The 26086-nt window shown below is 60.4% G+C and carries 24 protein-coding genes; 10 read left to right on the plus strand and 14 right to left on the minus strand.

What is annotated here, in order from left to right; genetic code table 11:
- Nucleotides 1–124: 124 nt before the first annotated feature.
- The 5 genes from betA to QEZ52_RS16085 all read right to left on the minus strand — a co-directional run bounded on the left by betA (nucleotide 125) and on the right by QEZ52_RS16085 (nucleotide 6830).
- Nucleotides 125–1780: a choline dehydrogenase gene (betA, locus tag QEZ52_RS16065; RefSeq protein WP_406645469.1), complete on the minus strand. Its 1656-nt coding sequence runs from the start codon at nucleotides 1778–1780 to the stop codon at nucleotides 125–127.
- A gap of 138 nt (nucleotides 1781–1918) precedes the next feature.
- Nucleotides 1919–3379: a betaine-aldehyde dehydrogenase gene (gene betB / locus QEZ52_RS16070; RefSeq protein ID WP_406645470.1), complete on the minus strand. Its 1461-nt coding sequence runs from the start codon at nucleotides 3377–3379 to the stop codon at nucleotides 1919–1921.
- Nucleotides 3380–3403: 24 nt separating this feature from the next.
- Nucleotides 3404–4912 (minus strand): choline-sulfatase, encoded by a 1509-nt coding sequence (gene betC, locus QEZ52_RS16075; RefSeq protein WP_406645471.1) that lies wholly within the window; start codon nucleotides 4910–4912, stop codon nucleotides 3404–3406.
- A complete protein-coding gene (gene betI, locus QEZ52_RS16080) occupies nucleotides 4909–5481 on the minus strand; it encodes a choline-responsive transcriptional repressor BetI (protein ID WP_406645473.1) in 573 nt (190 codons plus the stop codon). The genes betC and betI (QEZ52_RS16080) overlap by 4 nt, the downstream gene beginning before the upstream one ends.
- Nucleotides 5482–5621: 140 nt before the next feature.
- Nucleotides 5622–6830 (minus strand): BCCT family transporter, encoded by a 1209-nt coding sequence (locus QEZ52_RS16085; protein ID WP_406645474.1) that lies wholly within the window; start codon nucleotides 6828–6830, stop codon nucleotides 5622–5624.
- Between the two features lie 163 nt (nucleotides 6831–6993).
- On the opposite strand from QEZ52_RS16085, the gene betI (QEZ52_RS16090) reads away from it, so the two are divergent.
- Both betI (QEZ52_RS16090) and QEZ52_RS16095 read left to right on the plus strand, forming a co-directional pair.
- Nucleotides 6994–7569, plus strand: coding sequence for a choline-responsive transcriptional repressor BetI (betI, locus tag QEZ52_RS16090; protein WP_406645475.1), 576 nt, complete (start codon nucleotides 6994–6996; stop codon nucleotides 7567–7569).
- On the plus strand, nucleotides 7566–8741 hold the full coding sequence (locus QEZ52_RS16095; RefSeq protein ID WP_406645476.1) for a benzoate/H(+) symporter BenE family transporter: 1176 nt from the start codon (nucleotides 7566–7568) through the stop codon (nucleotides 8739–8741). Before betI (QEZ52_RS16090) ends, QEZ52_RS16095 begins: the two co-directional genes overlap by 4 nt.
- A gap of 82 nt (nucleotides 8742–8823) precedes the next feature.
- On the opposite strand, the gene QEZ52_RS16100 is transcribed toward QEZ52_RS16095, so the two are convergent.
- The 3 genes from QEZ52_RS16100 to QEZ52_RS16110 all read right to left on the minus strand — a co-directional run bounded on the left by QEZ52_RS16100 (nucleotide 8824) and on the right by QEZ52_RS16110 (nucleotide 11516).
- Nucleotides 8824–9819 (minus strand): DUF1036 domain-containing protein, encoded by a 996-nt coding sequence (locus QEZ52_RS16100; RefSeq protein WP_406645479.1) that lies wholly within the window; start codon nucleotides 9817–9819, stop codon nucleotides 8824–8826.
- A gap of 73 nt (nucleotides 9820–9892) precedes the next feature.
- A complete protein-coding gene (locus tag QEZ52_RS16105) occupies nucleotides 9893–10798 on the minus strand; it encodes a DMT family transporter (RefSeq protein ID WP_406645480.1) in 906 nt (301 codons plus the stop codon).
- Nucleotides 10799–10907: 109 nt separating this feature from the next.
- Nucleotides 10908–11516: a LysE/ArgO family amino acid transporter gene (locus QEZ52_RS16110; RefSeq protein ID WP_406645481.1), complete on the minus strand. Its 609-nt coding sequence runs from the start codon at nucleotides 11514–11516 to the stop codon at nucleotides 10908–10910.
- Between the two features lie 92 nt (nucleotides 11517–11608).
- Here QEZ52_RS16110 and QEZ52_RS16115 point away from each other — a divergent pair, with 92 nt between their 5' ends.
- Complete coding sequence (locus QEZ52_RS16115) at nucleotides 11609–12493, plus strand: LysR family transcriptional regulator ArgP (RefSeq protein ID WP_406645482.1); 885 nt, start codon at nucleotides 11609–11611, stop codon at nucleotides 12491–12493.
- A 129-nt stretch (nucleotides 12494–12622) separates the two neighbouring features.
- Here the strand turns inward: QEZ52_RS16115 and QEZ52_RS16120 are convergent, their stop codons facing one another.
- Entirely contained in the window at nucleotides 12623–13363 is a 741-nt protein-coding gene (locus tag QEZ52_RS16120; protein WP_406645483.1) for a YebC/PmpR family DNA-binding transcriptional regulator, read from the minus strand.
- 121 nt (nucleotides 13364–13484) lie between these two features.
- On the opposite strand from QEZ52_RS16120, the gene QEZ52_RS16125 reads away from it, so the two are divergent.
- The gene (locus QEZ52_RS16125) at nucleotides 13485–15257 is read left to right on the plus strand and encodes an SLC13 family permease (RefSeq protein ID WP_406645484.1); all 1773 of its coding nucleotides are present in this window, start codon (nucleotides 13485–13487) and stop codon (nucleotides 15255–15257) included.
- Between the two features lie 9 nt (nucleotides 15258–15266).
- On the opposite strand, the gene QEZ52_RS16130 is transcribed toward QEZ52_RS16125, so the two are convergent.
- Nucleotides 15267–16265, minus strand: a complete 999-nt coding sequence (locus tag QEZ52_RS16130; protein ID WP_406645485.1) for a helix-turn-helix domain-containing protein — start codon at nucleotides 16263–16265, stop codon at nucleotides 15267–15269.
- A 165-nt stretch (nucleotides 16266–16430) separates the two neighbouring features.
- Between QEZ52_RS16130 and QEZ52_RS16135 the strand changes: the two genes are divergently transcribed.
- From QEZ52_RS16135 to QEZ52_RS16145, 3 genes are all read left to right on the plus strand, one after another.
- Nucleotides 16431–16892, plus strand: coding sequence for a cupin domain-containing protein (locus tag QEZ52_RS16135; RefSeq protein ID WP_406645486.1), 462 nt, complete (start codon nucleotides 16431–16433; stop codon nucleotides 16890–16892).
- A 17-nt stretch (nucleotides 16893–16909) separates the two neighbouring features.
- The gene (locus QEZ52_RS16140) at nucleotides 16910–18397 is read left to right on the plus strand and encodes a flavin-containing monooxygenase (RefSeq protein WP_406645487.1); all 1488 of its coding nucleotides are present in this window, start codon (nucleotides 16910–16912) and stop codon (nucleotides 18395–18397) included.
- Between the two features lie 257 nt (nucleotides 18398–18654).
- Entirely contained in the window at nucleotides 18655–18876 is a 222-nt protein-coding gene (locus QEZ52_RS16145; RefSeq protein ID WP_406645488.1) for a hypothetical protein, read from the plus strand.
- Between the two features lie 14 nt (nucleotides 18877–18890).
- Here the strand turns inward: QEZ52_RS16145 and argE are convergent, their stop codons facing one another.
- The 4 genes from argE to QEZ52_RS16165 form a co-directional block, all read right to left on the minus strand.
- Nucleotides 18891–20042 carry an acetylornithine deacetylase gene (gene argE / locus QEZ52_RS16150; RefSeq protein ID WP_406645489.1) on the minus strand — a complete coding sequence of 384 codons (1152 nt, stop codon included), beginning with the start codon at nucleotides 20040–20042 and terminating at the stop codon, nucleotides 18891–18893.
- Between the two features lie 112 nt (nucleotides 20043–20154).
- Nucleotides 20155–21108, minus strand: a complete 954-nt coding sequence (locus QEZ52_RS16155) for a LysR family transcriptional regulator (RefSeq protein ID WP_406645490.1) — start codon at nucleotides 21106–21108, stop codon at nucleotides 20155–20157.
- A 104-nt stretch (nucleotides 21109–21212) separates the two neighbouring features.
- Complete coding sequence (locus QEZ52_RS16160; RefSeq protein WP_406645491.1) at nucleotides 21213–22076, minus strand: DMT family transporter; 864 nt, start codon at nucleotides 22074–22076, stop codon at nucleotides 21213–21215.
- Nucleotides 22077–22097: 21 nt separating this feature from the next.
- Nucleotides 22098–23477 carry a PLP-dependent aminotransferase family protein gene (locus QEZ52_RS16165; protein ID WP_406645492.1) on the minus strand — a complete coding sequence of 460 codons (1380 nt, stop codon included), beginning with the start codon at nucleotides 23475–23477 and terminating at the stop codon, nucleotides 22098–22100.
- A gap of 153 nt (nucleotides 23478–23630) precedes the next feature.
- Between QEZ52_RS16165 and QEZ52_RS16170 the strand changes: the two genes are divergently transcribed.
- The 3 genes from QEZ52_RS16170 (at nucleotide 23631) to QEZ52_RS16180 (ending at nucleotide 25973) form a co-directional block, all read left to right on the plus strand.
- Nucleotides 23631–24014, plus strand: coding sequence for a DUF983 domain-containing protein (locus QEZ52_RS16170; protein WP_406645493.1), 384 nt, complete (start codon nucleotides 23631–23633; stop codon nucleotides 24012–24014).
- A gap of 124 nt (nucleotides 24015–24138) precedes the next feature.
- Entirely contained in the window at nucleotides 24139–24780 is a 642-nt protein-coding gene (locus tag QEZ52_RS16175; RefSeq protein ID WP_406645494.1) for a TetR/AcrR family transcriptional regulator, read from the plus strand.
- 2 nt (nucleotides 24781–24782) lie between these two features.
- A complete protein-coding gene (locus QEZ52_RS16180; protein ID WP_406650529.1) occupies nucleotides 24783–25973 on the plus strand; it encodes a pyridoxal phosphate-dependent aminotransferase in 1191 nt (396 codons plus the stop codon).
- The last annotated feature ends 113 nt before the right edge of the window (nucleotides 25974–26086 follow it).

Genomic DNA, 26086 nt, shown 5'->3' on the forward strand with positions numbered 1-26086 from the left:
CAAGTGTCGAACAAAGCTTAGGCAGCGGTGATCCCGCCCACTTTGACCCCGATCAAACCCGCATTTGAAACATTCGAATTTTCGCAGAAAAAAACCCGGCGGATTGCTCTGCCGGGTCGGTGGTTCAACGTTGCGAGGCTTGCCAATCCGGGTTGAACCACGGTTCGGCATTTGACGCGGGCAACCGGCGACCCAAAATGTGATCCGAGGCCTTTTCGCCGGTCATGATCGACGGGCCGTTCAGGTTGCCATTGGTGATGCGCGGGAAGATCGAACTGTCAGCCACACGCAGCCCATCAACCCCGATCACCCGACATTCGGAATCCACGACGCTCATCGGATCGTCAACGGCGCCCATCTTGCAGGTGCCACAGGGGTGATAGGCGCTTTCCACATGTTCGCGCAGGAAGCCGTCGATTTCATCGTCTGTCTGCAAGGCATCGCCCGGCTGGATTTCGAACTTTACATGTTCCTGCATCGCCGGTTGGGCAAAGATTTCGCGCGTCAGACGCACGCATTTGCGAAAATCGATCCAGTCCTGTTCGGTGGACATATAGTTGAACAGGATCTTGGGGGCGTCATTAGGGTCGGCGCTGGCCAATGTGACTTCGCCGCGTGATCCGGACCGCATCGGCCCAACATGGGCCTGGAACCCGTGCCCTTCGGCGGCCGCCTGCCCGTCATAGCGCACGGCAATGGGCAGGAAATGGTACTGGATATCCGGGTAATCCACGCCCTTGTCTGACCGAATGAAAGCCGCGCTTTCGAACTGGTTCGATGCACCCAGGCCCGTTTTGGTGAACAGCCACTGCGCCCCGATCATCGCCTTGCCGAACAGGTTCCAATATTTGAACAGGGTGATCGGTTTTTTCGAGGCGAACTGGAAATAGAATTCCAGATGGTCCTGCAGGTTCTTGCCCACGCCCGGACGGTCGGCGATCACTTCGATGCCATGTTCGGCCAGCTCTGCCGCCGGACCGACCCCCGACAACATCAACAGCTTGGGCGAATTCAGCGACGAGGCCGCCAGGATCACTTCGATCTTGGCGCGGATCACCTCGATCTTGCCGCCGCGTTCCACTTCGACACCCACGGCGCGGCCGTCTTCGATCACCACCTTGCGGGCCAGCGCGCGGATCATTTCGCAATTGTCGCGCTTCAGAGCCGGGCGCAGATAGGCATTGGCCGCCGACCAGCGCCGCCCCTTGTGCACGGTCATCTCCATCGGGCCAAAGCCCTCTTGCTGTTCACCATTATAGTCACTGGTGACCGGATACCCGGCTTGGCTCCCCGCATTCACGAACGCATCATGCAGCGGGTTGTCGCGGGGGCCGCGGCTGATGTGCAATGGGCCGTCTTTACCGCGCCAATCCGGATCGCCACCATGGCCGCCATCATGCCAGGTCTCCATGCGTTTGAAGTAAGGCAACACATCGGCATAGGACCATCCCTGCGCGCCGCTTTCGGCCCAGTGGTTATAGTCCCCCGCATGGCCGCGCACATAGACCATGCCGTTGATGGAACTTGACCCGCCAATCACCTTGCCGCGCGGGGTGACCAATTCACGCCCGTCCAGATGCGGTTCGGGTTGGGATTTATAGCCCCAGTCATAAAGGCTCATGTTCATCGGATAGGACAAGGCGGCCGGCATCTGGATAAACGGTCCGGCATCGGTGCCGCCATGTTCGATCACCAGGACCGATTTCCCGGCCTCTGACAGGCGATAGGCCATGGCGCATCCTGCCGAACCGGCCCCGACAATCACATAATCCGCGTTCATCTTGTCTCTCCATCCGGCCCCTGCCGGGCCTGTTCAGTTCCGCGCCGAACCGCTGGTTGCCCCTTTGGGCAACAGGGTGGGTGGGCGGGTGTTGACCAAAGGGGCAATCAGCCGCCCCAAAGGTCCGATTTTTGATCCTCAGAACGCCGCTTCCACGTCGCCCATGCGCACATAGACCGATTTGACCTGACTAAAGTGCTTGATCGCTTCCTTGGAATTCTCGCGTCCCACACCAGATGCCTTGACCCCGCCAAACGGTGCCTCGACCGGCGCGTCGTTGTAGGAGTTGATGAAACAGCTGCCTGCCTCGAGCTTGCCGATCACGCGATGCGCGCGGGTAAAGTCCTTGGTAAACACACCTGCCGACAGGCCGAACTCGGTGTCATTGGCACGTGCGATCACCTCTTCTTCGGTGTCGAAATCCAGCACCGACATGACGGGGCCAAAGATCTCTTCGCGGGCAATGGTCATCTCGTCTGTGACATCCGCAAAAACGGTGGGCTCCAGGAACCAGCCCGGCATGTCGGCGCGATTGCCGCCACAGATCAGACGCGCGCCCTCATCCTTGCCCTTTTCGATATACCCCTGAACGATCTGCATCTGGTTCTCGGTCACCATCGGACCGAAATTGGTCGCCTCATCCATCGGATCGCCCAGAACCGCGCCCTGACGCACCCTTTCGGCCAGACGGGTCAGGAATTTTTCCTTGATGCCCTTTTGCACGAACACGCGGGTGCCGTTGGAACAGACCTGGCCCGAGGAATAGAAGTTGCCGTTGATCGCGCCGCCCACGGCGTTTTCAACGTCGGCGTCGTCAAAGATGATCAATGGCGATTTGCCGCCCAGTTCCATGGTGACATGTTTCATGCCGGCGGCCGCGGCGGCATAGACCTTTTTGCCTGTTGGCACAGATCCGGTGAGCGACACCTTTTCGACACGCGGATCGGTGACCAGCGCGCCGCCCACTTCGCCCATGCCCTGAACGACGTTATAGGCGCCCGCTGGCAACCCGGCCTCGTGCAGGATCTCGGCCACTTTCAGCGCGCACAACGGTGTGGTTTCCGACGGTTTGAACACCATCGTGTTGCCACAGGCCAACGCCGGTGCGCCCTTCCAGCAGGCGATCTGGGTCGGGTAGTTCCACGCCCCGATCCCGACACACAGACCCAGCGGCTCGCGCACCGTATAGACCCAATCCTGGCCCATCTGGATGTGTTCGCCCGTGAGGCTCCCGGCCAACCCACCGAAATATTCCAACGCATCCGCACCGGATGTCGCATCCGCCACCAAGGTCTCCTGCAGCGGTTTGCCAGTGTCATAGGTTTCCAGCACCGACAGGTCATGATTGCGTTCGCGCAGCAAATCGGCGGCGCGGCGCAGGACGCGCCCACGTTCGGTGCCGGTCATCGCCGCCCATTCGGCCTGTGCCGCCTGCGCCGTGGTCAGCGCCATTTCCACGATTGCTGGCGTCGCTGCATACACCGTTGCGATCTGTTCGCCGGTGGCGGCATAGATCACCGGGATCGGTGTGCCATTGGTGTCTTCGACATATTCACCGCCAATAAAGTGGCTGGCGATGGGTTGGGCCGGATGGGTCATTTCAGATCTTTCAACAGGTTCGTGTCATTCGCCCCGGGGAAAGCGTTTGCTTTCTTCCAGGTTGTCGAGGTTCATGTGGTTACGCATGTAACGTTCAGATGCCTTTTGCAGCGGCTGGTAATCCCAGGGGTAATAGCCGCCCTGACGCAGGGCTTCGTAGACCACCCAGCGCCGGGCCTGGCTGGCGCGCACATCGGCGTCATAGCTGTCCAGATCCCAGCGGGCCTCGGATTTCGCCTTGATGGTGGCCAATGTCCCGGCATGGGCCGGATCATCGGCCAGATTGGTCAGCTCGTGCGGGTCATCATCGAGATTGAACAGCTGGTCGGGGTCCAGCGCACAGCGGTTGTACTTCCACGGGCCATAGCGCAGCGACACCAGTGGCGCATAGGACGCCTCGGCCGCGTATTCCATCGCCACAGGCGCGGTGCGGTCCACCCCATTGGCCAGCGGCACCAGGTCTTCGCCATCGGTCCAGGGCGCCAGTTCGTCCATTGACACCCCCGCCAGAACGCCCAGCGTCGGGGTCACATCCAGGGTCGAGACCGGCGTTTCGATCAGACCCGCGGGCATGTTGGGCGCTGAAATCATCAGCGGCACCCGGGCGGAGCCTTCGTAGAAGTTCATTTTGAACCACAGGCCGCGTTCGCCCAGCATGTCACCGTGGTCGGACACGAACAGGATGATCGCCTCTTGCCGGGTGGTTTCCAGCACGTTCAGGATCTCGCCGATCTTGTCATCCAGATACGAGATATTGGCGAAATAGGCGCGGCGCGATTTGCGAATGTCGTCTTTGGTGATGTCAAAGGCGCGCCAGTCGTTGGCGTCGAAAATCCGCTGCGCGTGGGGGTCGTGATCGTCATAATCCTTTGCCGGGATCTCGGGCAACAGGTGTTCGCAATCCTCGTAAAGATCCCAGTATTTGCCGCGCGCCACATAGGGGTCATGGGGATGGGTAAAGCTGACAGTGACGCACCAGGGGCGGTCGTCCAGCCCGCGCGACAGCTCGTACAGCTTGGCGGTGGCGTTATAGGCGACCTCGTCGTCATACTCCATCTGGTTCGAGGTCTCTGCGACCCCTGCCCCGGTGACGGACCCCATGTTGTGATACCACCAGTCGATGCGTTCGCCCGGCTTGCGATAATCCGGGGTCCAGCCGAAATCGGCCGGGTAGATGTCGGTGGTCAGACGGTCTTCGAACCCGTGCAGCTGGTCGGGGCCGACAAAATGCATCTTGCCCGACAGGCACGTGTAATAGCCCGCGCGGCGCAGGTGGTGCGCATAGGTCGGGATGTCGCTGCGGAATTCGGCGGCGTTGTCATAGACCCCTGTGCGCGACGGCAATTGGCCCGACATGAACGACGCCCGACCCGGCGCACACAACGGCGAGGCGGTATAGGCATTGGCAAACCGGGTTGATCGCTGCGCCAGCTTTTTCAGGTTCGGGGCGTGCAGCCAATCCGCGGGACCATCCGGGAACAGGGTTCCGTTCAGCTGGTCGACCATCAGGATAAGGATATTGGGATTGCTCATTGGCCGCTCCTCCGCAGCAGTGTCAACATGGCCAGCGCTTTGGCGGCCGCCTGGTCTGCGTTCGGGCGCTCCTCCAGCGCCGCCCGCAGATAAAGTCCGTCGATAAGGGCGGCCAATGTATCGGCCGACCCGGCAGGGTCCCGCACCTGTCCGCGCAGTGCGTGGCACAGGTTGGTGCGCAATCGCGCCTGATAAATCCGCCACAGTCGCAGCGCATCCGGTTGCGACTGCACCAGCCCGTAAAAGGTCATCCAGGCACTGATGCCTTCGGCAGTGAAACAGGATGTCTTGAAACAGGCGCGCACAATGGCGTCAGCCCGCGTGTCCGGTGTGGTCAGCGCCAGTTCTTCCAGAACTTCATCGCCAAAATCGCGCATCAGCTGGCGCATGGCCGCCAAAAAGATCTGATCCTTGCCGCCAAAATAGTGATGTGCCAACGCGCTGGACATGCCTGCCCGATTGGCGATCTTCGTCACCGTAACATCCAGTGACCGCGCCTCTCCGATCTCGGCAATCGTGGCACGCACAATCGCCTCCCTGCGGAGCGGTTCCATTCCGACCTTGGGCATCGCGGCTTCCTTCCTGTTGTCAGGAAAAAGCGTAGGAATGAGAGTTTGAACGGTCAATCAGGAATTCTCTTTGTGACTCAGGTTTCTGTATCAAGGCGTAAAAAGCCCCGGTCTCAGGGAGGAAACCGGGGCTTAGGGGCTTAGTGCACGGTTTCGATTTTCTCGAAGTCCAGACTGCGCCCTTCGGGGGAAGAGGTGATTGCCATCACTTCTTTGCGTTTGAACAGCACGATATACGCCAGGCAGGCGATGTAGATGCCGATCACCACGGTGCCGATCCACTGGATCTGCAACCACTGGCTTTGGAATGCCAGTGTCAGGGCAAACAGCACCACGGCATTGCCCAGAACATACGGCAACGTGCCAAAGCGTTTGACGGTCAGGTTCAGGTTGTCGGTGTACAGCCGGATCAGCGAGTCAAACGAGTTGATCACAAAGATGATGCCAACGACGACCATCGAAACGTTGATCAGCAGCGTGGTTTCGATGCTGTTCAGGTGATAATAGTACAGAACCGAGAACCAGATACCCAAGGGGATCGACGGGAACACCAACAGCGCGCCCAGCACCTGCCAGGTCCGCAACCCGCCGACAAAGCGCGAGGTGAACTGTCCGATCATGATCGACCATGCAAACCACCAGAACAGGTAGAATTCGTGGTAATCGGTCAGCGGCAGGATGAATTTGTGAATATTGGCGAAATAGCCGCCAATGTTGCCCGCGGTTGACGCGAATTCACCCATGCCCATGCCCGACCAGGCCCACATGCCAAAGATCAGCGCCAGGAACAGGATGGTTGATCCCACCGACAGAACCCGCACGTATTTGATGTCGGTCGACGAAAACGCCGCCACCAGGATCACCAGGAAGGTGATGACATAAAACGCCGGGATCACGGTTTCGCCGTCGCCCATGAAGGTCGCGTAATAGGGCAGATAGATCAGGAACAGCGCGCCGGTAAAGGCACAGGTGCCGATGATGACGATGTTGTTGATCAGCTTGACCAGCCCGATTTCGAAAAACTTCACCCGCGGTTCGATCACGCAGAAATAGAAGGTGGTCAGGAAGTAGAAGCCCCAGATCAGAAAGCCCCAGAACCCGAACTCCAGCGCCAGCGGGTTGGTAAACCCATAGGCCGGTTCAGCAGCCGTGTCCGCATACAGCGGAAAATCCCAGGCCAGCGGAAACATGATCAGCCCCACGTCCAGACCGGATGTGAACAGGATCGCGATAAAGGTGAACAGATGCACCGGGGTCGGCCCCACATTGCGCACGTTCCACCATTTGATCACGCAAAAGATCACCAGCGCGAACGCCATCAGGATCCCAGCGGAAATTACAGTCGTCATTTAGTCCCTCCCATGTCGCGCCTTAAAAGCGCCCATTTCTGACATGGAAGCGGTTGCTAACACAGTTTATGAAATACCCAAACTATTTTTTGAATGATGGATCAGGTTTTTGTTCGGAGCAACAGGTGTTGCAACCGTCACTCAACCAATTAAAGTCCCCCATATGGGCAGGAAACGTATTCGCGACATTCGCCACGAAGAATTTATCGAAGCTACAATCGTCGCCGTACACGCGCGAGGGTATGCTGTTGTTACCATGGCGGAAATCGCCAGGGAGGCCGGATCATCCGCCGCCTCGATCAACTATTACTTTGGCTCCAAGGAAGGTCTGATGGAGGCCACCATGCGCCATCTGTTGCGCCTGCTGCGCAATGCTATGGCCGCTGGCTATGCCGAAGCCAAAACGCCGCGCGATCGGCTGATGGCGGTGCTGGACGCGAATTTCTCTGATTCTCTGTTCTCGGTCGAAAAATGTTCGATCTGGATGCAGTTCTGGGCCAATGCGCCCTATTCCAGGCGCCTGTCTCGGCTGCATCGGATCAATCGGGCCCGGGTTCGCAGCCATGTGTTGTCGGAACTGCGCACTCTGGTGCCCGAAGATCAGGTGGAAACCGCCCGGCTGGCCTTGCAAAGCTACATGGACGGGGTCTGGCTCGAGGCGGCGCAATCCGCCAAACCCGTTGATCCCGCTGCCGCACGCACCGCAGCGCACAAGGTCATGGACCTGATGTTGCGGTGACCGGGAACACAGCGCCCCGCTCCGGGCACCCGCCCCTGCAAACAGTTTCAACCGGCATCGTCGTGGCCATCGTCGGGTTCTTCAGCTCGTTTCCGATCCTGTTACAAGGGGTTGCCGCGATGGGGGCGACCCCCGATCAGGCCGCTTCGGCCCTGATGACGGCGGCGGTGGCCATGGGCGTGACCGGTGCTGGTCTGAGCCTGTGGAAACGCCAGCCGATCAGCGTCGCCTGGTCCACCCCTGGATCTGCGCTCCTGGCCGTCAACGCCATGCCTCAGGGCGGCTTTGCCGAGGCCGTCGGCGCCTTTCTGGTCGCCGGGCTGCTGGTGGCCGTGGCCGGGTTCTGGCGTCCTTTGGGTCGACTGACGGCAATGATCCCCGGACCGATTGCCCAATCCATGCTGGCCGGCGTGCTGCTGTCCCTGTGCATCAAACCGTTTCAGGCCCTGGCCATCTCGCCCGCCCACGCGTTGCCAGTGATTGCGGCCTGGTTCCTGGTCGGTCGCGTCAACCGGTTGTTCGCCGTGCCCGCCGCAGTTCTGGCGGCGACGGCCGTCACAATCTGGGCTGCCGGGTTTCAAATTCCTGCTCCCCCATCGGTCCTGACCGCCCCGGTCTGGGTGAGCCCCCAGTTCTCCATCCCGGCGACCCTGAGCATTGCGCTGCCGCTGTTCATCGTGACCATGGCCACGCAGAACATTCCCGGCATCGCAGTCATGCGCAGCTATGGCTATCAACCGGACTCAAGGCCGCTGTTCACAACCGTTGGCGCAGCCAGTATGGCGTCGGCACCCTTTGGTGCCCCCGCCACCTGTCTGGCGGCCATCACCGCCGCCATGTGCGCCAATCCCGATTGTCACCCGGATCCCAAACAGCGCTATTGGTCCGCCGTGGTCTGTGGCCTGTTTTACACATTGTTCGGCCTGTTTGCCGGTATCATCACCAGCTTTGCCGGGCTGGCCCCCACCGGATTACTGGGCACTTTGGCCGGTGTTGCCTTGCTCGGCGTCTTTGCCGGCTCCGCCCATGCCGCGCTCGAGGACCCGGAATACCGCGAAGCCGCCGCCATCACATTTGCCGTGACCGCCTCCGGCGTAACCATCCTGGGGCTCAGCGGCGCGGTCTGGGGCCTGATCGCGGGTGCCATTGTCGTGATCGCGAAACGTCGCTGACGCGCCATCCCCCTGCTTCTTTCTGGTCCAAATACCTCGGGGGAGCAGCCAACGGCTGCGGGGGCAGAGCCCCCACCACGCCTCAGTCCAACTTGCGAAAGTCCTGGAACAAGCCCCGCGGCAGATACATCAGCGTCAAATCCCAATCGCCGACGTACTCAATGCCATAACAATAGCCTTCCCCGGTCTCTTCGCCCCGGGCATACAGGTACGGCCCCGCGCCCTCAAATTCCCCACATCGTTCCTGGATCGACAGATACTCCACACCCGTGACCTGTCCGTCATAGCTGTTTTCCCGCTCGCCCCCCAGAACGGTGAATTGTTCGTTGGGGTCAGACACGGAATACCAATGCCCCTGCAAGTGATCGAGCAGCCGGTCGGCCTCGCGCCATGGGCGCGGTTCGGCCTTGGTCAGGACGACTTCGGCGGTGGTGTCAAAAATGCCGGTCAGCTCCCCTTCGACATACAGCGGTGTGCCAGGCAGCAGCGCCCTCAACAGACCAAAGACATGCGGAGGTGTGCGCATATCATCATTGACAAAGAACTTGGTCCCGCCGCCGTGAAAGGTGCAATACGGATCGCCTTCGCCGAATATCGCCGGGCAGCTCTGAAAGGTCACATTGTCGGCATAAGGCTCGCCATAGCTGGTCTGCCCGCCACCGGGCTCCTGGGCCGCAAAGGCATAGCCCGACAGGAAATGCGTGTGCTGTTTGGCCGTGGTGCCGGTATCGATCTTGATGAACCGTCCGGTTTCATAGCCCCGCGCCTCACAGTTTTCGTCGCCCACGATGGTGAAGACCTCGGATTGGACACAAAACAGGATATTCTCATCGGCGAATTCCCAGCCATCACTCCGCGCCATCATATAGTAGTAGCGGTTCTTCAGATCGGACTGGATCGGGCTGCGGCACTCTTGGGCCGGAATGTTCCACCATCCTTCCGACACCCATTGATCATCGGATTTGTACCCGATCGCCACCGCCTGCTGTTCGGATGTGTCATTGCATATTTCCAACCCGGCCCAGGCCGGACCGGACAGCACAAGACACGTAAAAGCTGCTGAAAACAAAGACCTCATGCCCTGCCCCCCTGTCTCTTTTGAGGTCAGCTTATCCCCCATTGGGTTACGCTGGCAATGCTGACTGGCCGTGTTACAGTTTGGTCGCGGCGTCCGGCGGTGTGATTGCCCGGCGTTTCAATACCGCCTCGCGCCAGGTGATAAAGGTCACGGCCCCCAGGATCAGCGTGCCCCCCGCAACCACCCAGACATCCACGGCCTCGTCAAACACCAACGCACCCAACGCCGTTGCCCAGACCAATTGCAGGAAGGTGACGGGCTGTGTCACGGCCACCGGAGCCGCCCGGAACGCCAGCGTCATGCTGTAGTGACCCGCCGTGGCAAAACAGGCGACACCAAACAGAATGCCCAGATCAGACCACGATGGTGGCACCCAGACGGCCCAGGCAAAGGGGGCCAGCCCGATGGTGACCCAGATCGACAGCATCGCCACCACAACCGGCGGGTTGGCTGCATCCACGGTGAATTTGGCAAGCAGATAGGAGCCACCAAACAGCACCGCAGTGACCAGCATGGCCAAATGCCCGGGAGAGATCTCGCGAAAGCCCGGGCGCAGGATGATGATCGCACCAATCAGGGCCACGGCAATCGCCGCAATCCGCCGCGCCGCCAGGGTTTCCCCGAGGAACAGGGCCGCTCCGATCGTGACATAGACCGGCGACAGATAGTTCATGGCCGTGACTTCAGCCAACGGGATTTGGGTCATGGCAAAGAACCACAGGATCACCCCACCCGAATGAATGATACCGCGGCCAAAGAACAGCAGATGCATACGCGGGCTCAGCGCCGTATTGCGGATCGCCCCCAGCATCGGCAACAGGAACACCAGCCCCAGAAGATAGCGCAAGAACGCAGCCTGGGCTGGCGGCACATTTGTACCAAGGTATTTTACCAAGGCGGTCACGGCGACAAAGTTCAACCCTGTCACCAACATCCAGACCACCCCCATGACGGGGTTTGCATGCGTGTCGGGTTTCATGAGATCCCTTACACCGCCTTTGATCGGCAATGTCGAGAAGAGAAACAAGTTAACAACAGTGACCGTAGCAAAATGTGATGTCCGTTTGCCAGGCACCGCGCCCAGTGCCTCAGATCCAGATCAACCCCAGCGCAATGGCCCACATGGTCAGGCCGATCCCGATGTCCAGCACCTGCCATGCCCGTGGACGTGCAAAAACCGGTGCCAGAGCCCGGGCCCCATAGCCAAGCGAAAAGAAAAACGTAAAACTGGCCAGCGCAGCACCAATGCCAAACACCAATTGGCTGGGATATTGCGCCGAAACCGACCCCAGCAATACCACCGTATCCAGATAGACATGTGGATTCAGCCAGGTCAGCGCCAGCACCGTTGCCAAGGCTGGCCACAAGGCCGGTTCTCCGCCCGTCTGCGCCTGCGCGCTGGTCAGCGCCGCCCCCCCGGTCCAACCCGACCTGAGGTTCCGGGCACCATACACGATCAAAAACACCGCCCCTCCATACCGCATCACCTGTTCGAACCAGGGCCAGGCCATTGCCAGCGTGCCAAACCCGGTGACACCGGCCGCAATCAGCACGGCATCCGACGTGGCACAGGTCAAGCAGATCCAAAAGACATGTTGCCGCTTCAACCCCTGTCGCAAGACAAAGGCATTCTGCGCACCGATCGCCATGATCAGACTGAAACCAAGCGCAAAGCCGGCGATCAAAGATGGAGACATATGGACGGTTCCTGTGTGCGTGTTCAAAATTGACTACGGCCTCGCGTTTGCGTAATCAAATTAATTAATGTGTCCCCAGATTAGAGTTTCTTATGCAGTTTGACCCCCATCAGCTCGCTGCCCTGTCCGAAGTCCTGCGTCTTGGGTCGTTCGAGGCGGCCGCCGGTCAATTGTCGGTAACCCCTTCGGCGATTTCCCAACGGATCAAAGCATTGGAAGACCGAACAGGGGCCGCGTTGATCCGACGGGGAACCCCGTGTGTCGGCACGCCGCTGGGGATCAGATTGGCCAAACACGCCGAAGACATCGGCCTTCTGGAAGCACAATTGAGCCGGGAACTGTCCCTGGATGGCGGACCCGCGCCAGCCCGGCTGCGTGTGGCGGTGAATGCGGACAGCCTGGCCACATGGTTTGTCGCGGCCATGGAGCAGGTGCCCGATCTGCTGTTCGACCTGGTGCTGGACGATCAGGATCACAGCGCCGACTGGCTGCGACGCGGCGCGGTCAGTGCCACGGTCTGTGCCCGTGACAAGCCGGTTGCCGGATGCGACATGCACGATCTGGGAGTGCTGCGCTATGTGGCAGTCGCCAGCCCCGCGTTTCACGAACGCTGGTTTGCACAGGGTGTCACGCGCGAAACGCTGGCTCAGGCACCGATGCTGACCTTCAATGCCAAAGACGCCCTGCAGCAAATCTGGCTCGACACCTACATAGGCACGAAACTGGCCCCACCCAGCCATTTTCTACCGTCTTCACATGCCTTTGTGGATGCCGCCCGAGCAAACATCGGCTGGGGCATGATGCCGTTCGCGCAGATACGTGGACATCTGAAACATGCCCGGCTGATCCCATTGCTGCCCAAAGCAGATATTGGCGTGACCCTGAGCTGGCAGGTAAACAGAATTATGGCTCCGGCGCTGAAACCCGTAACACGCGCCGTAATCGACGCGGCAACAAAAGTGCTGCACAAGACCTGAGCGCAGCGCTCACCACCGAGCCAAGACTTTTCCAGGAAAGTCTTGGCAAAATTTTTCCTAAAAATTTTGCCGCGAGACATACAAAAGCCGCCCTGTCTGGGGCGGCTTTTGTTGACAGATGTCACGCGATCAAAGCTGTTCCATAACCTCGTCGGAGGCTTCGAAATTGGTTGTGACGCGTTGTACGTCATCGTCGTCTTCCAGCGCATCGACCAGCTTCATGAGCTTTTGCATGCCTTCCAGGTCCAATTCGGTTGTGGTGGTGGGCTTCCAAACCAATTTGGTCGACTCGGATTCACCCAGAGCGCTTTCCAATGCATTGGAAACATCGTTCAAATCGGTGTCCGCGCAATAGATGATGTGCCCGTCATCCGAGCTCTCCACATCTTCAGCTCCCGCTTCGATCGCAGCCTCGAACACCGCATCCGCATCACCGGCCTCAGCGCCATAAACCACTTCGCCCTTGCGATCGAACATGAAGCCAACGGATCCGGTTTCGCCCAGATTGCCGCCATTCTTGGAGAAGGTAGAGCGTACGACCGACGCCGTGCGATTGCGGTTGTCGGTCATTGCCTCGACGATCACGGCCACACCGCTGGGGCCGTAACCCTCATAGCGGATTTCTTCGTAATCATCCCCATCACCTGCGGTCGATTTCTTGATCGCGCGGTCAATCACGTCCTTGGGGACCGATTGGGACTTGGCTTCTTTTACAGCCAAGCGCAGACGCGGGTTCTTTTCCGGATCAGGATCGCCCATTTTAGCGGCGACGGTGATTTCCTTGGACAGTTTCGAAAACAGTTTCGAGCGCGCCGCGTCCTGGCGCCCTTTGCGGTGTTGAATATTTGCCCATTTGGAATGGCCGGCCATGGTGCGTTCCCATATTTAATTCATCTGACTGGCGCCCATATAGCCCCGAGCGCCCCCTAGGTTCAAGGCTCGCCACGATTGCAATGGTTGCCCATGCGCGCCCGCACGCTAAAGTGGCCGGATGACACAAGATCAAATCATTCTTTTCTGCCTTTTTGGTGCCGTTTTCATTCTGCTGCTCTGGGGCAAGTATCGCTATGATCTGGTGGCGTTTTCAGCGTTGATGGCGGGCGTCGTTCTGGGCGTTGTACCGACCAAGGAGGCGTTTTCAGGCTTTGGCCATCCCGCGACACTGGTTGTGGCGCTGGTGCTGATCGTTTCCGCAGGGCTGGTGCGCTCCGGCGCGGTGTTTCTGATCACCCGGACATTGGTTGATGCCTCTCGTGGGCTGGGCGCGCATATCGCGCTGATGGGCGGGATTGGTGCGGTGTTATCGGCGTTCATGAACAATGTCGCCGCCTTGGCGCTGTTGATGCCTGTGGACATGCAGACCGCACGCAAGGCCGGTCGGGCACCGGGGCTCAGCCTGATGCCGCTGTCGTTTGCCACCATTCTGGGCGGCATGGCCACGCTGATCGGCACGCCCCCCAACATCATCATCGCCGCCATCCGGGGCGAAGCGACCGGCACGCCCTTTGCCATGTTCGACTTTGCACCCGTGGGCGGCATTGCCGCGCTGGCTGGATTGGCCTTTGTGGCGCTGATTGGCTGGCGTTTCATTCCGGCGCGGGATGATTCCGGCGATAGCTCCAGCGCATTGGCCCAGTATATTGCAGAGCTGACCATTCCCGCAGACTCCCCGCTGATCGGCAAACGGCTGGCCGAACTGGACAGCGATGCGGAACAGGCCGATGTTGCCCTGCTGGGGTTGATCCGGGATGGTAAACGCCGCTATGGGCGCGCCGCCAACGCGGTTCTGCGCGCCGAAGACACGCTGGTGATCGAGGCGGTCCCCGAAGCGCTGGACGAATTTCGCGCCGCATTGTCGCTGGGATTTTCCGATGCGCAGCGGCAGGAAAAGGTGACGGCCGCAGGCGAAGGTCTCGACGTGATCGAGGTGGTGGTCCCGGAAACCGCCCGGATTGCCGGGCGCACGGCCCAAGGTCTGGGGCTGGCCTGGCGCCAAAGCACTGTGTTGATGGGAATTTCACGCCAGGGGCGGCGCATCACCAAACAAATGCGCAAAACAGAAGTGATGCCCGGCGACATTCTGTTGCTGTTGTGCCCGCGCGACAGGGGTCCGGATGTAACCGAATGGCTGGGCTGTCTGCCGCTGGCCGAACGGGGACTGGCGGTGACCGCCAATGAAAAGGTCTGGCTGGCGATCGGACTGTTTGCGGCGGCCGTTGCGGCGGCCAGCTTTGGGTTGCTGTATCTGCCGGTGGCGCTGGGGTTGGTGGTGGTGGCCTATGTGCTGACCAAGATCCTGCCGATTGCGGGATTGTATGACCATGTGGAATGGCCGGTTGTGGTGTTGTTGGGCTCAATGATCCCGCTGGGGGCGGCTCTGGACAGCTCGGGCGGGACGCAGTTGATTGCCAATGCGTTGATCGGACTGACCCAGGGGTTGCCGGCCTGGGCAGTTCTGACCGTGCTGATGGTGGTGACCATGACCCTGTCGGATGTCTTGAACAACACCGCGACCACTATTGTCGCGGCCCCGGTCGGCATCCAGATGGCGACCACATTGGGCGTGTCCCCCGATCCGTTTCTGATGGCGGTGGCGGTGGCGGCTTCGGCGGCGTTTCTGACCCCGATCGGGCACAAGAACAACACCCTGATCCTGGGCCCCGGAGGGTATCAGTTTGGCGATTACTGGCGTATTGGCCTGCCGCTGGAGGTGCTGATCGTTGCGGTGTCGATCCCGGCCATTCTGGTCTTTTGGCCGATGTAGAACACCGTCTTAATTCAGAATTCGCCGCTTGCGGGTTTCGCTGGGGCTTTCGCCGAACCGCGCGGTGTATTGCGCCGAGAACCGGCTGAGATGTGAAAACCCGGCCGCACCGGCGATGCGGGCGATGGTGTCATGCGGGGGGCTTTCCTGTAACAGGAACCGCGCCAGATTCAGCCGCAACAACCGCAGGTATTCCAACGGCGTCATGCCCAGGCATTGCTTGAACGCCAGTTGCAGGTTGCGCGGCGAGGTCCCCACCGCGCTGGCCACGTCGGTCACGCTGAGCGGATCAGCCAGATGCGCACGCATATGGTCCTGCGCCCGTTTCACATAGGGCGACGGTGATTTCAGCACCGGATGGTCCAGCAGCGGGGCAATATTGCTGGGCTGGGAGTAGATAAGCCCAGCGATCAGTTCATCCTCGACCACGGCCTGGGTCAATTGGTGATCAAGGCCCAGCAATTGACCACGATCCACCGCCGCCACAGCAGATTGGAACAACGTCAACCAGCGGCGCATTTCGTCCCGGCGGCCGTCAATCTGGGGCAGGAACCGCACAGGGGCCGTCAACGCAGTGCCCGAAATCCGTTCGGCCACCCGTGTCAGCTGGTCCCGGTCGATCTGTAACAACAGCTGTTCACAGCCCGCATGCCAGCGCATGGCCGTGTGGCGATCCGGGTTCAGGATTGACGCCACACCCGCGCCGGTCTCGACTTCGTCCAGCCCGTTGCGCACCAGCGCATGGCCGGTCAGCGGCACCTGGATCAAATAAAAAGACCCCAGCTCGCCGGGTTCGATTTCCACATCGGCACCATAGCGGATGTAGTTATAGGACAACGCCTGCCCCTGGGCCCGGTTCTGGCAGGCGTCGAATTGATCCCGCGCCGATTGGCGTTCCAGCCGGTGACCGCAGAAATTGCGCGCCACCAGATCGCGCGCCTGATCCAGATCACCGGTCTGGAATTGGCAATACGCGTTCAAGGGGGCGCTCAATGGGGCTGTCGTCATCTCTGTTCGCATGGTTCGCAGAATGGCCCCCAAACCCCGAATTCACAAAGCGTTTCGTCTTCTTTACCATAAAACATGTGCAGAAAATTTCGCTTTTCGGATATTCGGGGGCCAAATCCCTGCCTAGCCTGATTGAAAAACCAATCCATAAAGGAGAACAGGGAAATGCAAATGGACGCGGGAATCACCGCCACGGACGCCGGAGTAGACGGCAAATCCTGGAATGTGGTCGGTCACATCTACACCCCGAAACTGCACAGCGACAACGCGATGCTGTGGCATGCGGTCATTCCGGCCGACACCTTTGTGCCGCCGCATGTGCACCCGACGCAGGACGAATGGATCTATATGCTGGAGGGCAACATGGAGGTCGACTTCGGCTATGAGAGCGGCAATGTCGTCGCCCACAAGGCCGGACCGGGCGACATGATCCAGATGCCGCGCGGCGTGGCGCATGGGGTGTTCAACCGATCAGGTGCCGAGGCGAAATGCCTGTTCGGCGTGGCCCCGTCGCGCAAGCTGTTTGACCTGTTCATCGCGCTCGATGGTGTGACCGACCCGGCCGAGCTGGTCCGCCTGTCGGCCCTGCACGAGGTCGATTTTCTGCCCCCTCCGGCAGACGCATAAGCCGGGAGAACAACGAAATGGTAAAACGCAAGAACGTCGCCATCATTGGCGGCGGGGTCTCCGGCTTGGCTGCGGCCAAGGCATTTGATGAACGCGGACACCGGGTGTTCGGGTTTGAACGCACCCATGATTTTGGCGGTGTGTGGGAGCTGTCGCGCTCCTACCCCGATGTGCAAACCCAAAGCCCCAAGGATCTGTATTGTTACACCGATCATCCGATGCCGGACGAGTATCCCGAATGGCCCAAGGGGCCACAGGTGCATGCCTATCTGCATTCCTATGCGGCCAAACATGATCTGACCCGGCTGTTCCAGCTGAACACCAACATTCTGTCGATGGACCGTCGTGCCGATGGCCAACCGGGCTGGACCCTGACCATCGACCGGGCGGGCAGTGTCAGCAGCGAAGATTTCGACTTTGTCGCAATTTGCACTGGCCAGTTTTCCGACAAGAACATCATCTCCCACCCCGGTCAGGACGCGTTCATCGCGAACGGCGGTCAGGTGATGCATTCGTCGGAGTACGTCGACAGCGCCATCGCCAAGGGCAAGAATGTGCTCGTGCTGGGTGGGTCGAAATCGGCCACCGATCTGGTGGTGAACGCGGCCAAGAACGGTGCCAAATCCGCCACGATGGTCTATCGCGAAAACGTCTGGCGGGTGCCGTATTTTGTCGGCGGCATCAACTTTAAACGACTGCTGTACATGCGCGCGCAAGAACAGCAGTTCAATCAATGGGGCAAATCCCCGTTCCAGCGGGTGATTGCGGCGGTGTTCAAACCGCTGGTCTGGGCCAACTTTCGTGGGCTCGAAACCCTGCTCAAGGCGCAATTGGGTCTGAAAAAATGGAACATGGTGCCCGACAGCCCGATCGAAAAGGAAGCCTGTTGTTCGCTGCCGATTGTGACACCGGGGCTGTTCGAAGGGTTCCGGGACGGGTCAATCAAACCCATTCAGGGCACGATTGATCACTATGAACCGGGTCACGCGGTGCTGACCACCGGCGACAGGATCCCCTGTGATCTGTCGGTTCTGGCCGTGGGCTGGAAGCTGGGGATTCCCTATCTGGCGCAGGAATACCGCGACAAGTTGATCGAGAGCGACGGCCAGTATCGGGTTTATCGACTGTCGGTGAACCCGGATCTGCCGGATATGGGGTTTGTCGGGTTCAATTCGTCCTTCTGCACCATCCTGTCGGCGGAAATGGTCGCCAATTGGCTGGTGCGCTATGCCGATGGTCAGCTGGCGCAACAGCCCAGCGCCCAGCAGATGAACGAGAATATGGAGATGATGCTGAACTGGCGGCGCAAGGAACGCCCCTCGGCCCAGGTCTATGGTGGGCTGTGTTCGGCACCGTTCCATTTCAAACATTTCGACGAATTGCTGGCCGACATCGGCGCAACGAAACGCAAGCGGGACAATCCGCTGGCCGAGCAATTTTCCTACCCGGATGCCAAATCCTATGGTGAATTCCTGGCCTCGGCCCCGCAATACAGCGCGGCCTGACCGCTTTCCCCCCGCCCAATCCGGTCGGGGGGAAATTTATGCCGCCCAGAGCGCAGGCCAGAGCACAAACCTGAGCACAATGCCCGACCGCATATACCGGCGTTGAGAAGCCAAGACTTGGGATCTGATCTGGAAGAATGGGACGCGAACTCAACACTTCTTGATCCAAGCAGTATCTCGCACAACCCCGACGCAAATGCGCAGGAACAGTCGCTGTGAGCTATGGTTCACAGGATCAGCAAGGGAGAGCCATCAGGTTGTTGGACCCGAAAGGTCGGCGTACTGTGGCCCAGGGCCGCCAACAGGACGCGTTGGACGACCCCCTTGCACTGGGGCGGCAGGTCGGCGGAACAGGTGATGCCTTTCCCGCCGAGATGGGCGACATGACAGCGGTGGAGCATCTGTCCACCATTGCGCTGTCTGACACCACCTACGTGACCGAAGTGACCCTCGGACCGCACCGCTCACCCTATCAATAAGAACCTTTAGCCCTTTAGCCGGCCAACTCTTCCAACACCCGGTCCATCATCGCATCACAGGCCGCCAGCTGGGTTTGCTCCAGATATTCGTCGGGCTTGTGCCCCTGCCCTTCCATCGATCCGGGGCCACAGACCACGGTGGGAATGCCCAGCCCGTCGAAATAGCCAGCCTCGGTGCCATACGGAACTTTGGTCACGTCGTTGCTTTGGGCCAGACGCTGGGCCAGCGAAACAACAGGCGCGTCGCCCGCGACCGACAGACCGGGATAGGCGTTGTATTGGTCCACCTCAATCCGGGCATCCGGAAATTGGCTGCGGTGAGCGGTCGCCACCTGTTCCGCCGCCGATTGGATGCGGCCCAGAATATCGGCTGCCTTGTCAGCGGCCAGATGGCGATATTCGAAATCCACAACCGCCTTGTCCGGCACGATATTCAGCGCCATGCCCCCGGACAGCTTGCCCACATGCACAGTTGAATAAGGAATGTCATAGGCGGCATCGCGCGCGCCGTTGATCATGAAATCCTGCTGCAACGCGCGCAGTTCAGCCACGAAATCCGTGGCCAGATGCAGCGCGTTCACAAACTGTGGGGCCAGCGCAGAATGGCCGTTCTGCCCAAAACAGGTTGCGCGCAGAGCAGCCTTGCCTTTGTGGCCCACGGCGACCTGCATGTCGGTTGGCTCACCCACGAAACAGGCGCGCGGCAGGCCAATCGTGCCGTCGAGCGCGCCGATCATATGTTTGATCCCGACCACGCCAATTTCCTCGTCATAGGAAAAGGCGATTTTCAGCGGCTCTTTCAGATCCCGTCCCGCCGCCCGATCGGCCAGCGCCATGACAGAGGCGACATAGCCCTTCATGTCGGTTGTGCCACGCCCATAGACACGCCCATTGTCGCGGGTCAGGCGGAACGGATCACGGGTCCAGTCCTGTCCTTCGACCGGCACAACATCCGTGTGCGCCGACAACAGAATCCCGCCCGGCCCAGACGGTCCCAGCGCGGCAAAAATCCCGGCCTTTTCGCCGGTGCCATCCGGTACCCGGTGCACGGCAAAGCCGCGCGCGGTCAGAAAATCCTGAATATAGTCGATGATCGCAAGATTGCTGTTGGCACTGACCGTGTTGAAACCGATCAGACGGTCCAAAATTTCAATCGTGTCTGTCATCTTGTCCAAAGCCCACTCAGATTGCCGCCGTTTCCCACTCAATACGAACATTGCGCCCCAGACAAAAGACAGGCCTGCCCAAGCAGTGGTTAGAGGCAGGCTAAGATCTCTGTCAGACGTCGCGACGGCTGCCTTCGGGGCCCATGCGGATGCCCGGCACGCTGTCGCGGGTAATCCGGGACCGACAGTGTTCGATGAACGCTTTGACCGTGCTGGTGCCATCGGCTCCGCGTGCCATGATCAGCCCCATGCACATCGGGCGCACATCGCCGGTCAACGGAATGAACTGCAAGGTGCCCCCATCGGGGGATTGATTGGTCAGGGGCCGCACATTGGCGATGGAATAGCCATAGCCATTGGCGACCAGGCTGCGCATCACCGCCATGTCACGGGTGCGTTCCGCGATTTTGGGTTTGACCCCGGCCTTGGAAAAGAACGACAGGAAGTATTCGCCGCTCATCGGTAGATCCAGCAGCACCATGGGGTGATCGCGCAGTTCTTCGACTGAAACGGCCGGAAGATGCGCGATGGGATGGGTTTCGGCGGCCAGAACATAGGGCGGCAGTTCCACCAGCCGCACAAAATCCAGGTCCGCGGGAATATCCAGATCATAGGTCAGAGCGATGTCCAGCTCGGCCCGGCGGATCTGAGAGAAGATCTCGGTCTGGTTCAATTCGACCTGGTTGATGCGGACATCGGGGTATTGCGCTTCGAATTCACGGCGTACCTTGGGCAGGACAAATTGGGCAAATGTCAGCAGACACCCGATGGACAGCGGCCCCTGCACGTTCCCGGAAATATCCCCGGCAATCGAGTTGAGCATATCCGCCTCGCGCAGGATCTTTTGCGACTGTCCCAAAAGGCGGATCCCGGCCTTGGTCAGCGACAGACCCTGGGCGTGTTTGCGTACAAACAGCGACAGACCGAATTCCTCTTCGAGCTGGGACACGGCGGCAGAGATCGACGGCGACGACACATTCACCTTTTCGCTGGCCGCCGCGATAGAACCGCATTCGCCCACAGCAACGAAATATTCCAATTGTCTTAGGGTATAGCGCAGCGTCATGGCAAAACTATCCTCTGCGCCTGACCGGTTTTCAAGCCTGATAGCGGCTTTGATCAGATTTGGGAATGCCCCCAATGAGGCTGCATCCCGTTCACACAGACCCGTCAGGCCCGCGCCATCGCCCGTCCTGACAACCACAGCGAGGCCAACCCCGAACAGGTGATCACACCCAGCCCAATCAGCCCCAAGGCGTCCGGCAGGTCCGAAAACACAATCCATCCCACCATTGTCGCGGCCAGCAGCTGGCTGTAAACCAACGGGGCCACAACGCTGGCCGGGGTTGTCTTGTTGGCCACCACCAACAGATAGTTTCCCGCAGCTGACCCCAGCGCGCTGACCAGGATCAACCCCGCATCCCCCCAACCGACCCCTGCGGGCCATCCCGTCAGGGCCAGCGGCAGCAGTACGATTGCGCCAACAAACAACTGCGAGAACATCAAAAAGCCGGAACGATATTGCCCAGCCAACCACCGCGTTGCCACCAGAAACGAGCCGTGGAAACACCCTGCTGCCACCGCAAAACCCAGCCCCACGGTCATGCCGAACCCCGGCTTGACCACCAACAGAACACCCGCAAATCCGATCAGCAACAGAACCGCCCGGACCGATGTCACCCGTTCCCCCAACAGCACTGCAGACAGCACAAAGGCAAGGATTGGTCCGACAAAGAACCCGCCGAACACATTGGCAATCGGTTCGGTTCGCAACGCGGTCAGGATCAGGCTGATCCCCCCCACGATCAGGCAGGCCCGCAGGATGATGCGCCAATCCAACAGCTGTGACAGCTCGGCCCGGTGCACCCGAAACGTCGGCAACAACACCACCAGCCCCACGGTAAACCGCGACCAGGCCACAAAAAACGGGCTAAAGCCATTGGCCGTCAACAGCTTTCCAGCTGCATCACCAATGACAATCAGGCTCATCGCGCTCACAACAAGGCCAAGCGCAGGGAGGAGACGGCTGTGCATATTTCCGGTCCCTTTCGCGGATCAACCCAGCCAGTCCTTGCGGGTAACGGCGTCGTTCAATGCCAACAGATCCTCACGCAGCTGATCCCGTGACACCGGGCCACCCAGGCAAACACGCATGGCCTCGGGAGGTGTTCGACCCACGGCAAACGCATCGCTGGGCATGATGCCGATCTGGCGATTGCCCATCCGCCCCATAACTTCGGCGCGGCTGGTGCCATTTGGCAGGGTCAGCCACACATTGAAGGCCTCGGGCGCAGCGTGCAGGTCACATTGTTTCAGGACCGTGGCGGCGATCTCCTGTCGGGCGGCGGCCTCGGACCGGACAAAGGTCTGGATGTGCCCGGCAGTGCCGTCTTCGATCCAGCGGCTGAGCAGCGCCAGGTTCAGTGGCGAAGCCATGACGTTCATGGACCTCAGCGCCTGGGAAAACTGCCCCATCACCCCGGCAACGGGTACGCTGGTATAGGCCAATCGCAGGCCAGCACCAAAACATTTGGACACACCCGCGATATGCCATCCCAGTTCCGGCACCAGCTGTGAAATCGGCTGCGGTGCCTGTGCGGCGACAAACCGATAGGCGTCATCTTCGATCAGCGGCAGCTCATGGGCGCGCAGCACCGCCGCAATCTGTTCGCGCCGCTTTTGCGGGATGGTGGCGGTCGTGGGGTTCTGCAAGATTGGATTCAGATAGAGCGCCACGGGGCGATCCTGACGAATGGCCTGATCCAGCGCATCGGGTAGAATGCCATCCGCATCGCCGGGCAATCCGACCAGCCGCAGCCCCAGCCGCGCCGCGATCGAACGGATACCGGGATAGGTGAGCTCCTCGCACAGGAGGGTCAGCCCCGGTTCGGCCAGCACCGTCAAAATCGCATAGAGGCTGGCATGGGTGCCCGCCGTGACGGCCAGCCGGTCAACATCACAGGTCACACCCTGTGCCTGCATCCAATGCGCTGCAATTTCGCGGTCCTGGACGCTACCGATCACCGATTGATAACGCAGCAAGGCCACCAGATTGGCCGACACATGTGACATCCCCTGCGCCATGCGCGTCAACAGCGCCGGATCATCCGGTTCCGGTGGCATGTTCATCATGGGGTCTTCTTCCTGGGCCCGGCGCGGGTCCGGGGCTTCTGGTACCTCTGGCGGTTCTGCTGCGGCCCGAACAAAGGTGCCCCGTCCGACAAAGCTCTCGATATAACCGCGCCGCACCGCTTCGGCATAGCCCCGCGAGACGGTCGACAAATCAATCCCCAGCCCCTGCGCCACTGCACGTTGTGGCGGCAACCGATCTCCGGCGGCCAGAACCATTTTGTCGATATCGGATTTGATCGCCTCGGCGATTTCCACATAACGCGGGTGACCGGTCGGAACGAGCGTTGGGATCCACTGTTTCATGTCAGCCTCTTGCCTTGTGGGGGTGCCGGACCGGGCCCGACAAAATGGATCATTACGGGGGATTGCGTCACATTGCAATCACTTTGCATTCAATTTGATTGCAATCAATTCTGAAACACTCTAATCGACTGGCAATCCACGGAGACACGCGCCATGACCGATTCCCTTGCCCAGACCACCGAAGAAGACCGCCCCATGAAACCCGCCATCCTGAACGGGTTGCGCCTGAAGTGTCCCAATTGCGGCCAGGGCAAGCTGCTGCACAGCTATCTCAAGGTGAATGACACATGCAGCCACTGCGCCCAGCCGCTGCACCACCAGCGGGCCGATGATGGCCCCGCCTATCTGACCATCCTGCTGGTGGGTCATATCCTGGGGTTTGCGCTGCATTTCGTTTACACCACCTGGCGCCCCGAGCCTTTGACCCTGGCGCTGATCATGACCGCGGTCACTGTCACCGGGGCGCTGGCCCTGCTGCCTCGGATGAAGGGGCTGGTGGTCGCCTATCAATGGGCCAAACGGCTGCACGGCTTCTAACGCTTCTTCAACACAACGCCTCCAGACACGCCCGCCATTAGGTGGGCGTTTTTTCTTGCGCCAGTGCGAAATCGCCCCTAGCTATACATCTGTATAATTAGATTCCCACTTCAGGACCGCGCGCGTGACCTCTGCCCCTCGCAAATTCAACCGCATCACGCCCGATCAGCGCAAACTGGCCCTGATCGAGGCCACATTGGCGTTGGTCGGTGAAAAGGGCGTACAGGGTGCAACTGTGCGGGCCATTGCCGACCGGGCAGATGTCACCCAAGGTTTGATCCGGCATCACTTCTCCTCCAAGGAAGAGCTGATTTCTGCCGCTTATGATCACCACATGACGACGTTGACCACGCTGGCGCAGGCCACGGTCGATCCGACAGCAGACACCGCCCGGAGCAGATTGGCGGGGTTCGTGCGGGCCACGCTGACCCCCCCGGTGGTTGACCAGAGATCGCTGGCGCTGTGGGCTGCATTTCTGAACCGTGTGCAACAGGACGCGGCCATGCGGGCCATACACCAACGCACGTATATGGTGTTTCGCGACCATCTCGAGGGGCTGATCCACGCCGCCCTGACCGAATCCAACCACCCTGCCCCCCAGGATCGGACCCGACGTCTGGCCATCGCTTGTAACGCGGTGCTGGATGGGCTGTGGCTCGAAGGGGGGGCGTTGCCCAACCTGTTTACACCTGATGAACTGTCCGAAATCGGCCTGGCTTCGGTCGGAGCATTGATCAACATTGACCTGAAACAAAAGGCTGAATGAACATGAAAACAGCTGCGATTACAGACCGGTTGGCCGGGCTGGGTGGAGCCAAGTGGAACCTGTACCAAAAGGCACGCGATATGGTGGCCAAAGGGGCTGACATCGTCGAAATGACCATTGGCGAGCCGGATGTCCCCACCCCCGCATCACTGAGCGGTGCGGCGATCACGGCGCTGCAGGCCGGGCGCACCACCTATTCGACAGGCCGGGGGGAAATGGGGCTGCGACAGGCGTTGGCTGACAGTTATTCCGCCAGCCGCGGGCGGGCTTTTGGCCCCGAAAACATCCTGTGCTTCCCCGGCACCCAGACCGCGCTGTATGCGGTGATGATGGGCGTCGCGGACCATGGAGACCAGGTGCTGGTGGGTGATCCGATGTATGCCACCTATGAAGGCGTAATCCGCGCAACGGGGGCCGACATGGTGCCGGTCCCACTGCGCCCCGAGGCCGGTTTCCGGATGCAAGCCGCAGACATTGCCGCCCGCATCACGCCGCGCAGCCGGGCGATCTTTCTCAATACGCCGCATAACCCCACCGGCGCGATCCTGAGCGCGCAGGACATTGCCGACATCGGTGCGCTGGCTTTGGAACATGATCTCTGGATCATCTCGGACGAGGTCTATGAACATCTGGTGTTTGACGGGGCCGGTTTTGCCTCGCCCCTGTCCAATCCGGACCTGGCCGACCGGGTGATTGCGGTGTCGTCGATTTCGAAATCTCACGCCGCGCCAGGGTTTCGCAGCGGCTGGTGTGTGGGACCTGCATCCTTTTGTGATGCGCTGTTGCCAGTGTCGGAAACCATGCTGTTCGGCAATCAGCCGTTCATCGCCGACATGACCGAACAGGCGGTGCGCGCGGGATCCGAGGTCGCCCCGGGCATGCGCGCGCGCTATGCCGCCCGCGCTGCTGCGTTGGCCGACCGGCTGGCGCGCGACACCTGTCTGACCGTGCACCGCCCGGACGCGGGCATGTTTGCGTTGGTCAATGTGGCCGCCACGGGGCTGGATGGCACAGCCTATGGGGCCGATCTGCTCGAGACCGGTGGCGTGGCGGTCATGCCGGGGGTGTCCTTTGGCGCGGGGCTGACCGATTGGGTCCGCGTGGCGCTGACCGTTGATGATGCAAGGTTTGCCACCGCGCTGGACCGCATCGTCGCCCATGCACAGACGCTTCGGACACGCGCGGCGCAGTGAGACGGACCTGGCCGCGCCACCTGGCATCGGCGCTGCCCCACGCCTGAGGCGGCCACAGGTCCCGTCAGCCAGGTTGCCCCCCTGGCATGACGGGTCCGCCCCCAAGTCGACCG

Origin of the sequence: Aliisedimentitalea scapharcae, from assembly GCF_045277565.1 — a bacterium.
In the GTDB taxonomy this organism is placed as follows: domain Bacteria; phylum Pseudomonadota; class Alphaproteobacteria; order Rhodobacterales; family Rhodobacteraceae; genus Aliisedimentitalea; species Aliisedimentitalea scapharcae.

Excerpts from the sequence above, each read along its gene's own strand:
- betA (WP_406645469.1), bottom strand. The coding sequence starts at position 1,780 with ATGAACGCGGATTATGTGATTGTCGGGGCCGGTTCGGCAGGATGCGCC.
- betB (WP_406645470.1), bottom strand. The coding sequence starts at position 3,379 with ATGACCCATCCGGCCCAACCCATCGCCAGCCACTTTATTGGCGGTGAA.
- betC (WP_406645471.1), bottom strand. The coding sequence starts at position 4,912 with ATGAGCAATCCCAATATCCTTATCCTGATGGTCGACCAGCTGAACGGA.
- betI (WP_406645473.1), bottom strand. The coding sequence starts at position 5,481 with ATGCCCAAGGTCGGAATGGAACCGCTCCGCAGGGAGGCGATTGTGCGT.
- QEZ52_RS16085 (WP_406645474.1), bottom strand. The coding sequence starts at position 6,830 with ATGACGACTGTAATTTCCGCTGGGATCCTGATGGCGTTCGCGCTGGTG.
- betI (WP_406645475.1), top strand. The coding sequence starts at position 6,994 with ATGGGCAGGAAACGTATTCGCGACATTCGCCACGAAGAATTTATCGAA.
- QEZ52_RS16100 (WP_406645479.1), bottom strand. The coding sequence starts at position 9,819 with ATGAGGTCTTTGTTTTCAGCAGCTTTTACGTGTCTTGTGCTGTCCGGT.
- QEZ52_RS16105 (WP_406645480.1), bottom strand. The coding sequence starts at position 10,798 with ATGAAACCCGACACGCATGCAAACCCCGTCATGGGGGTGGTCTGGATG.
- QEZ52_RS16110 (WP_406645481.1), bottom strand. The coding sequence starts at position 11,516 with ATGTCTCCATCTTTGATCGCCGGCTTTGCGCTTGGTTTCAGTCTGATC.
- QEZ52_RS16115 (WP_406645482.1), top strand. The coding sequence starts at position 11,609 with ATGCAGTTTGACCCCCATCAGCTCGCTGCCCTGTCCGAAGTCCTGCGT.
- QEZ52_RS16120 (WP_406645483.1), bottom strand. The coding sequence starts at position 13,363 with ATGGCCGGCCATTCCAAATGGGCAAATATTCAACACCGCAAAGGGCGC.
- QEZ52_RS16125 (WP_406645484.1), top strand. The coding sequence starts at position 13,485 with ATGACACAAGATCAAATCATTCTTTTCTGCCTTTTTGGTGCCGTTTTC.
- QEZ52_RS16130 (WP_406645485.1), bottom strand. The coding sequence starts at position 16,265 with ATGACGACAGCCCCATTGAGCGCCCCCTTGAACGCGTATTGCCAATTC.
- QEZ52_RS16135 (WP_406645486.1), top strand. The coding sequence starts at position 16,431 with ATGCAAATGGACGCGGGAATCACCGCCACGGACGCCGGAGTAGACGGC.
- QEZ52_RS16140 (WP_406645487.1), top strand. The coding sequence starts at position 16,910 with ATGGTAAAACGCAAGAACGTCGCCATCATTGGCGGCGGGGTCTCCGGC.
- argE (WP_406645489.1), bottom strand. The coding sequence starts at position 20,042 with ATGACAGACACGATTGAAATTTTGGACCGTCTGATCGGTTTCAACACG.
- QEZ52_RS16155 (WP_406645490.1), bottom strand. The coding sequence starts at position 21,108 with ATGACGCTGCGCTATACCCTAAGACAATTGGAATATTTCGTTGCTGTG.
- QEZ52_RS16160 (WP_406645491.1), bottom strand. The coding sequence starts at position 22,076 with ATGCACAGCCGTCTCCTCCCTGCGCTTGGCCTTGTTGTGAGCGCGATG.
- QEZ52_RS16165 (WP_406645492.1), bottom strand. The coding sequence starts at position 23,477 with ATGAAACAGTGGATCCCAACGCTCGTTCCGACCGGTCACCCGCGTTAT.
- QEZ52_RS16170 (WP_406645493.1), top strand. The coding sequence starts at position 23,631 with ATGACCGATTCCCTTGCCCAGACCACCGAAGAAGACCGCCCCATGAAA.
- QEZ52_RS16180 (WP_406650529.1), top strand. The coding sequence starts at position 24,783 with ATGAAAACAGCTGCGATTACAGACCGGTTGGCCGGGCTGGGTGGAGCC.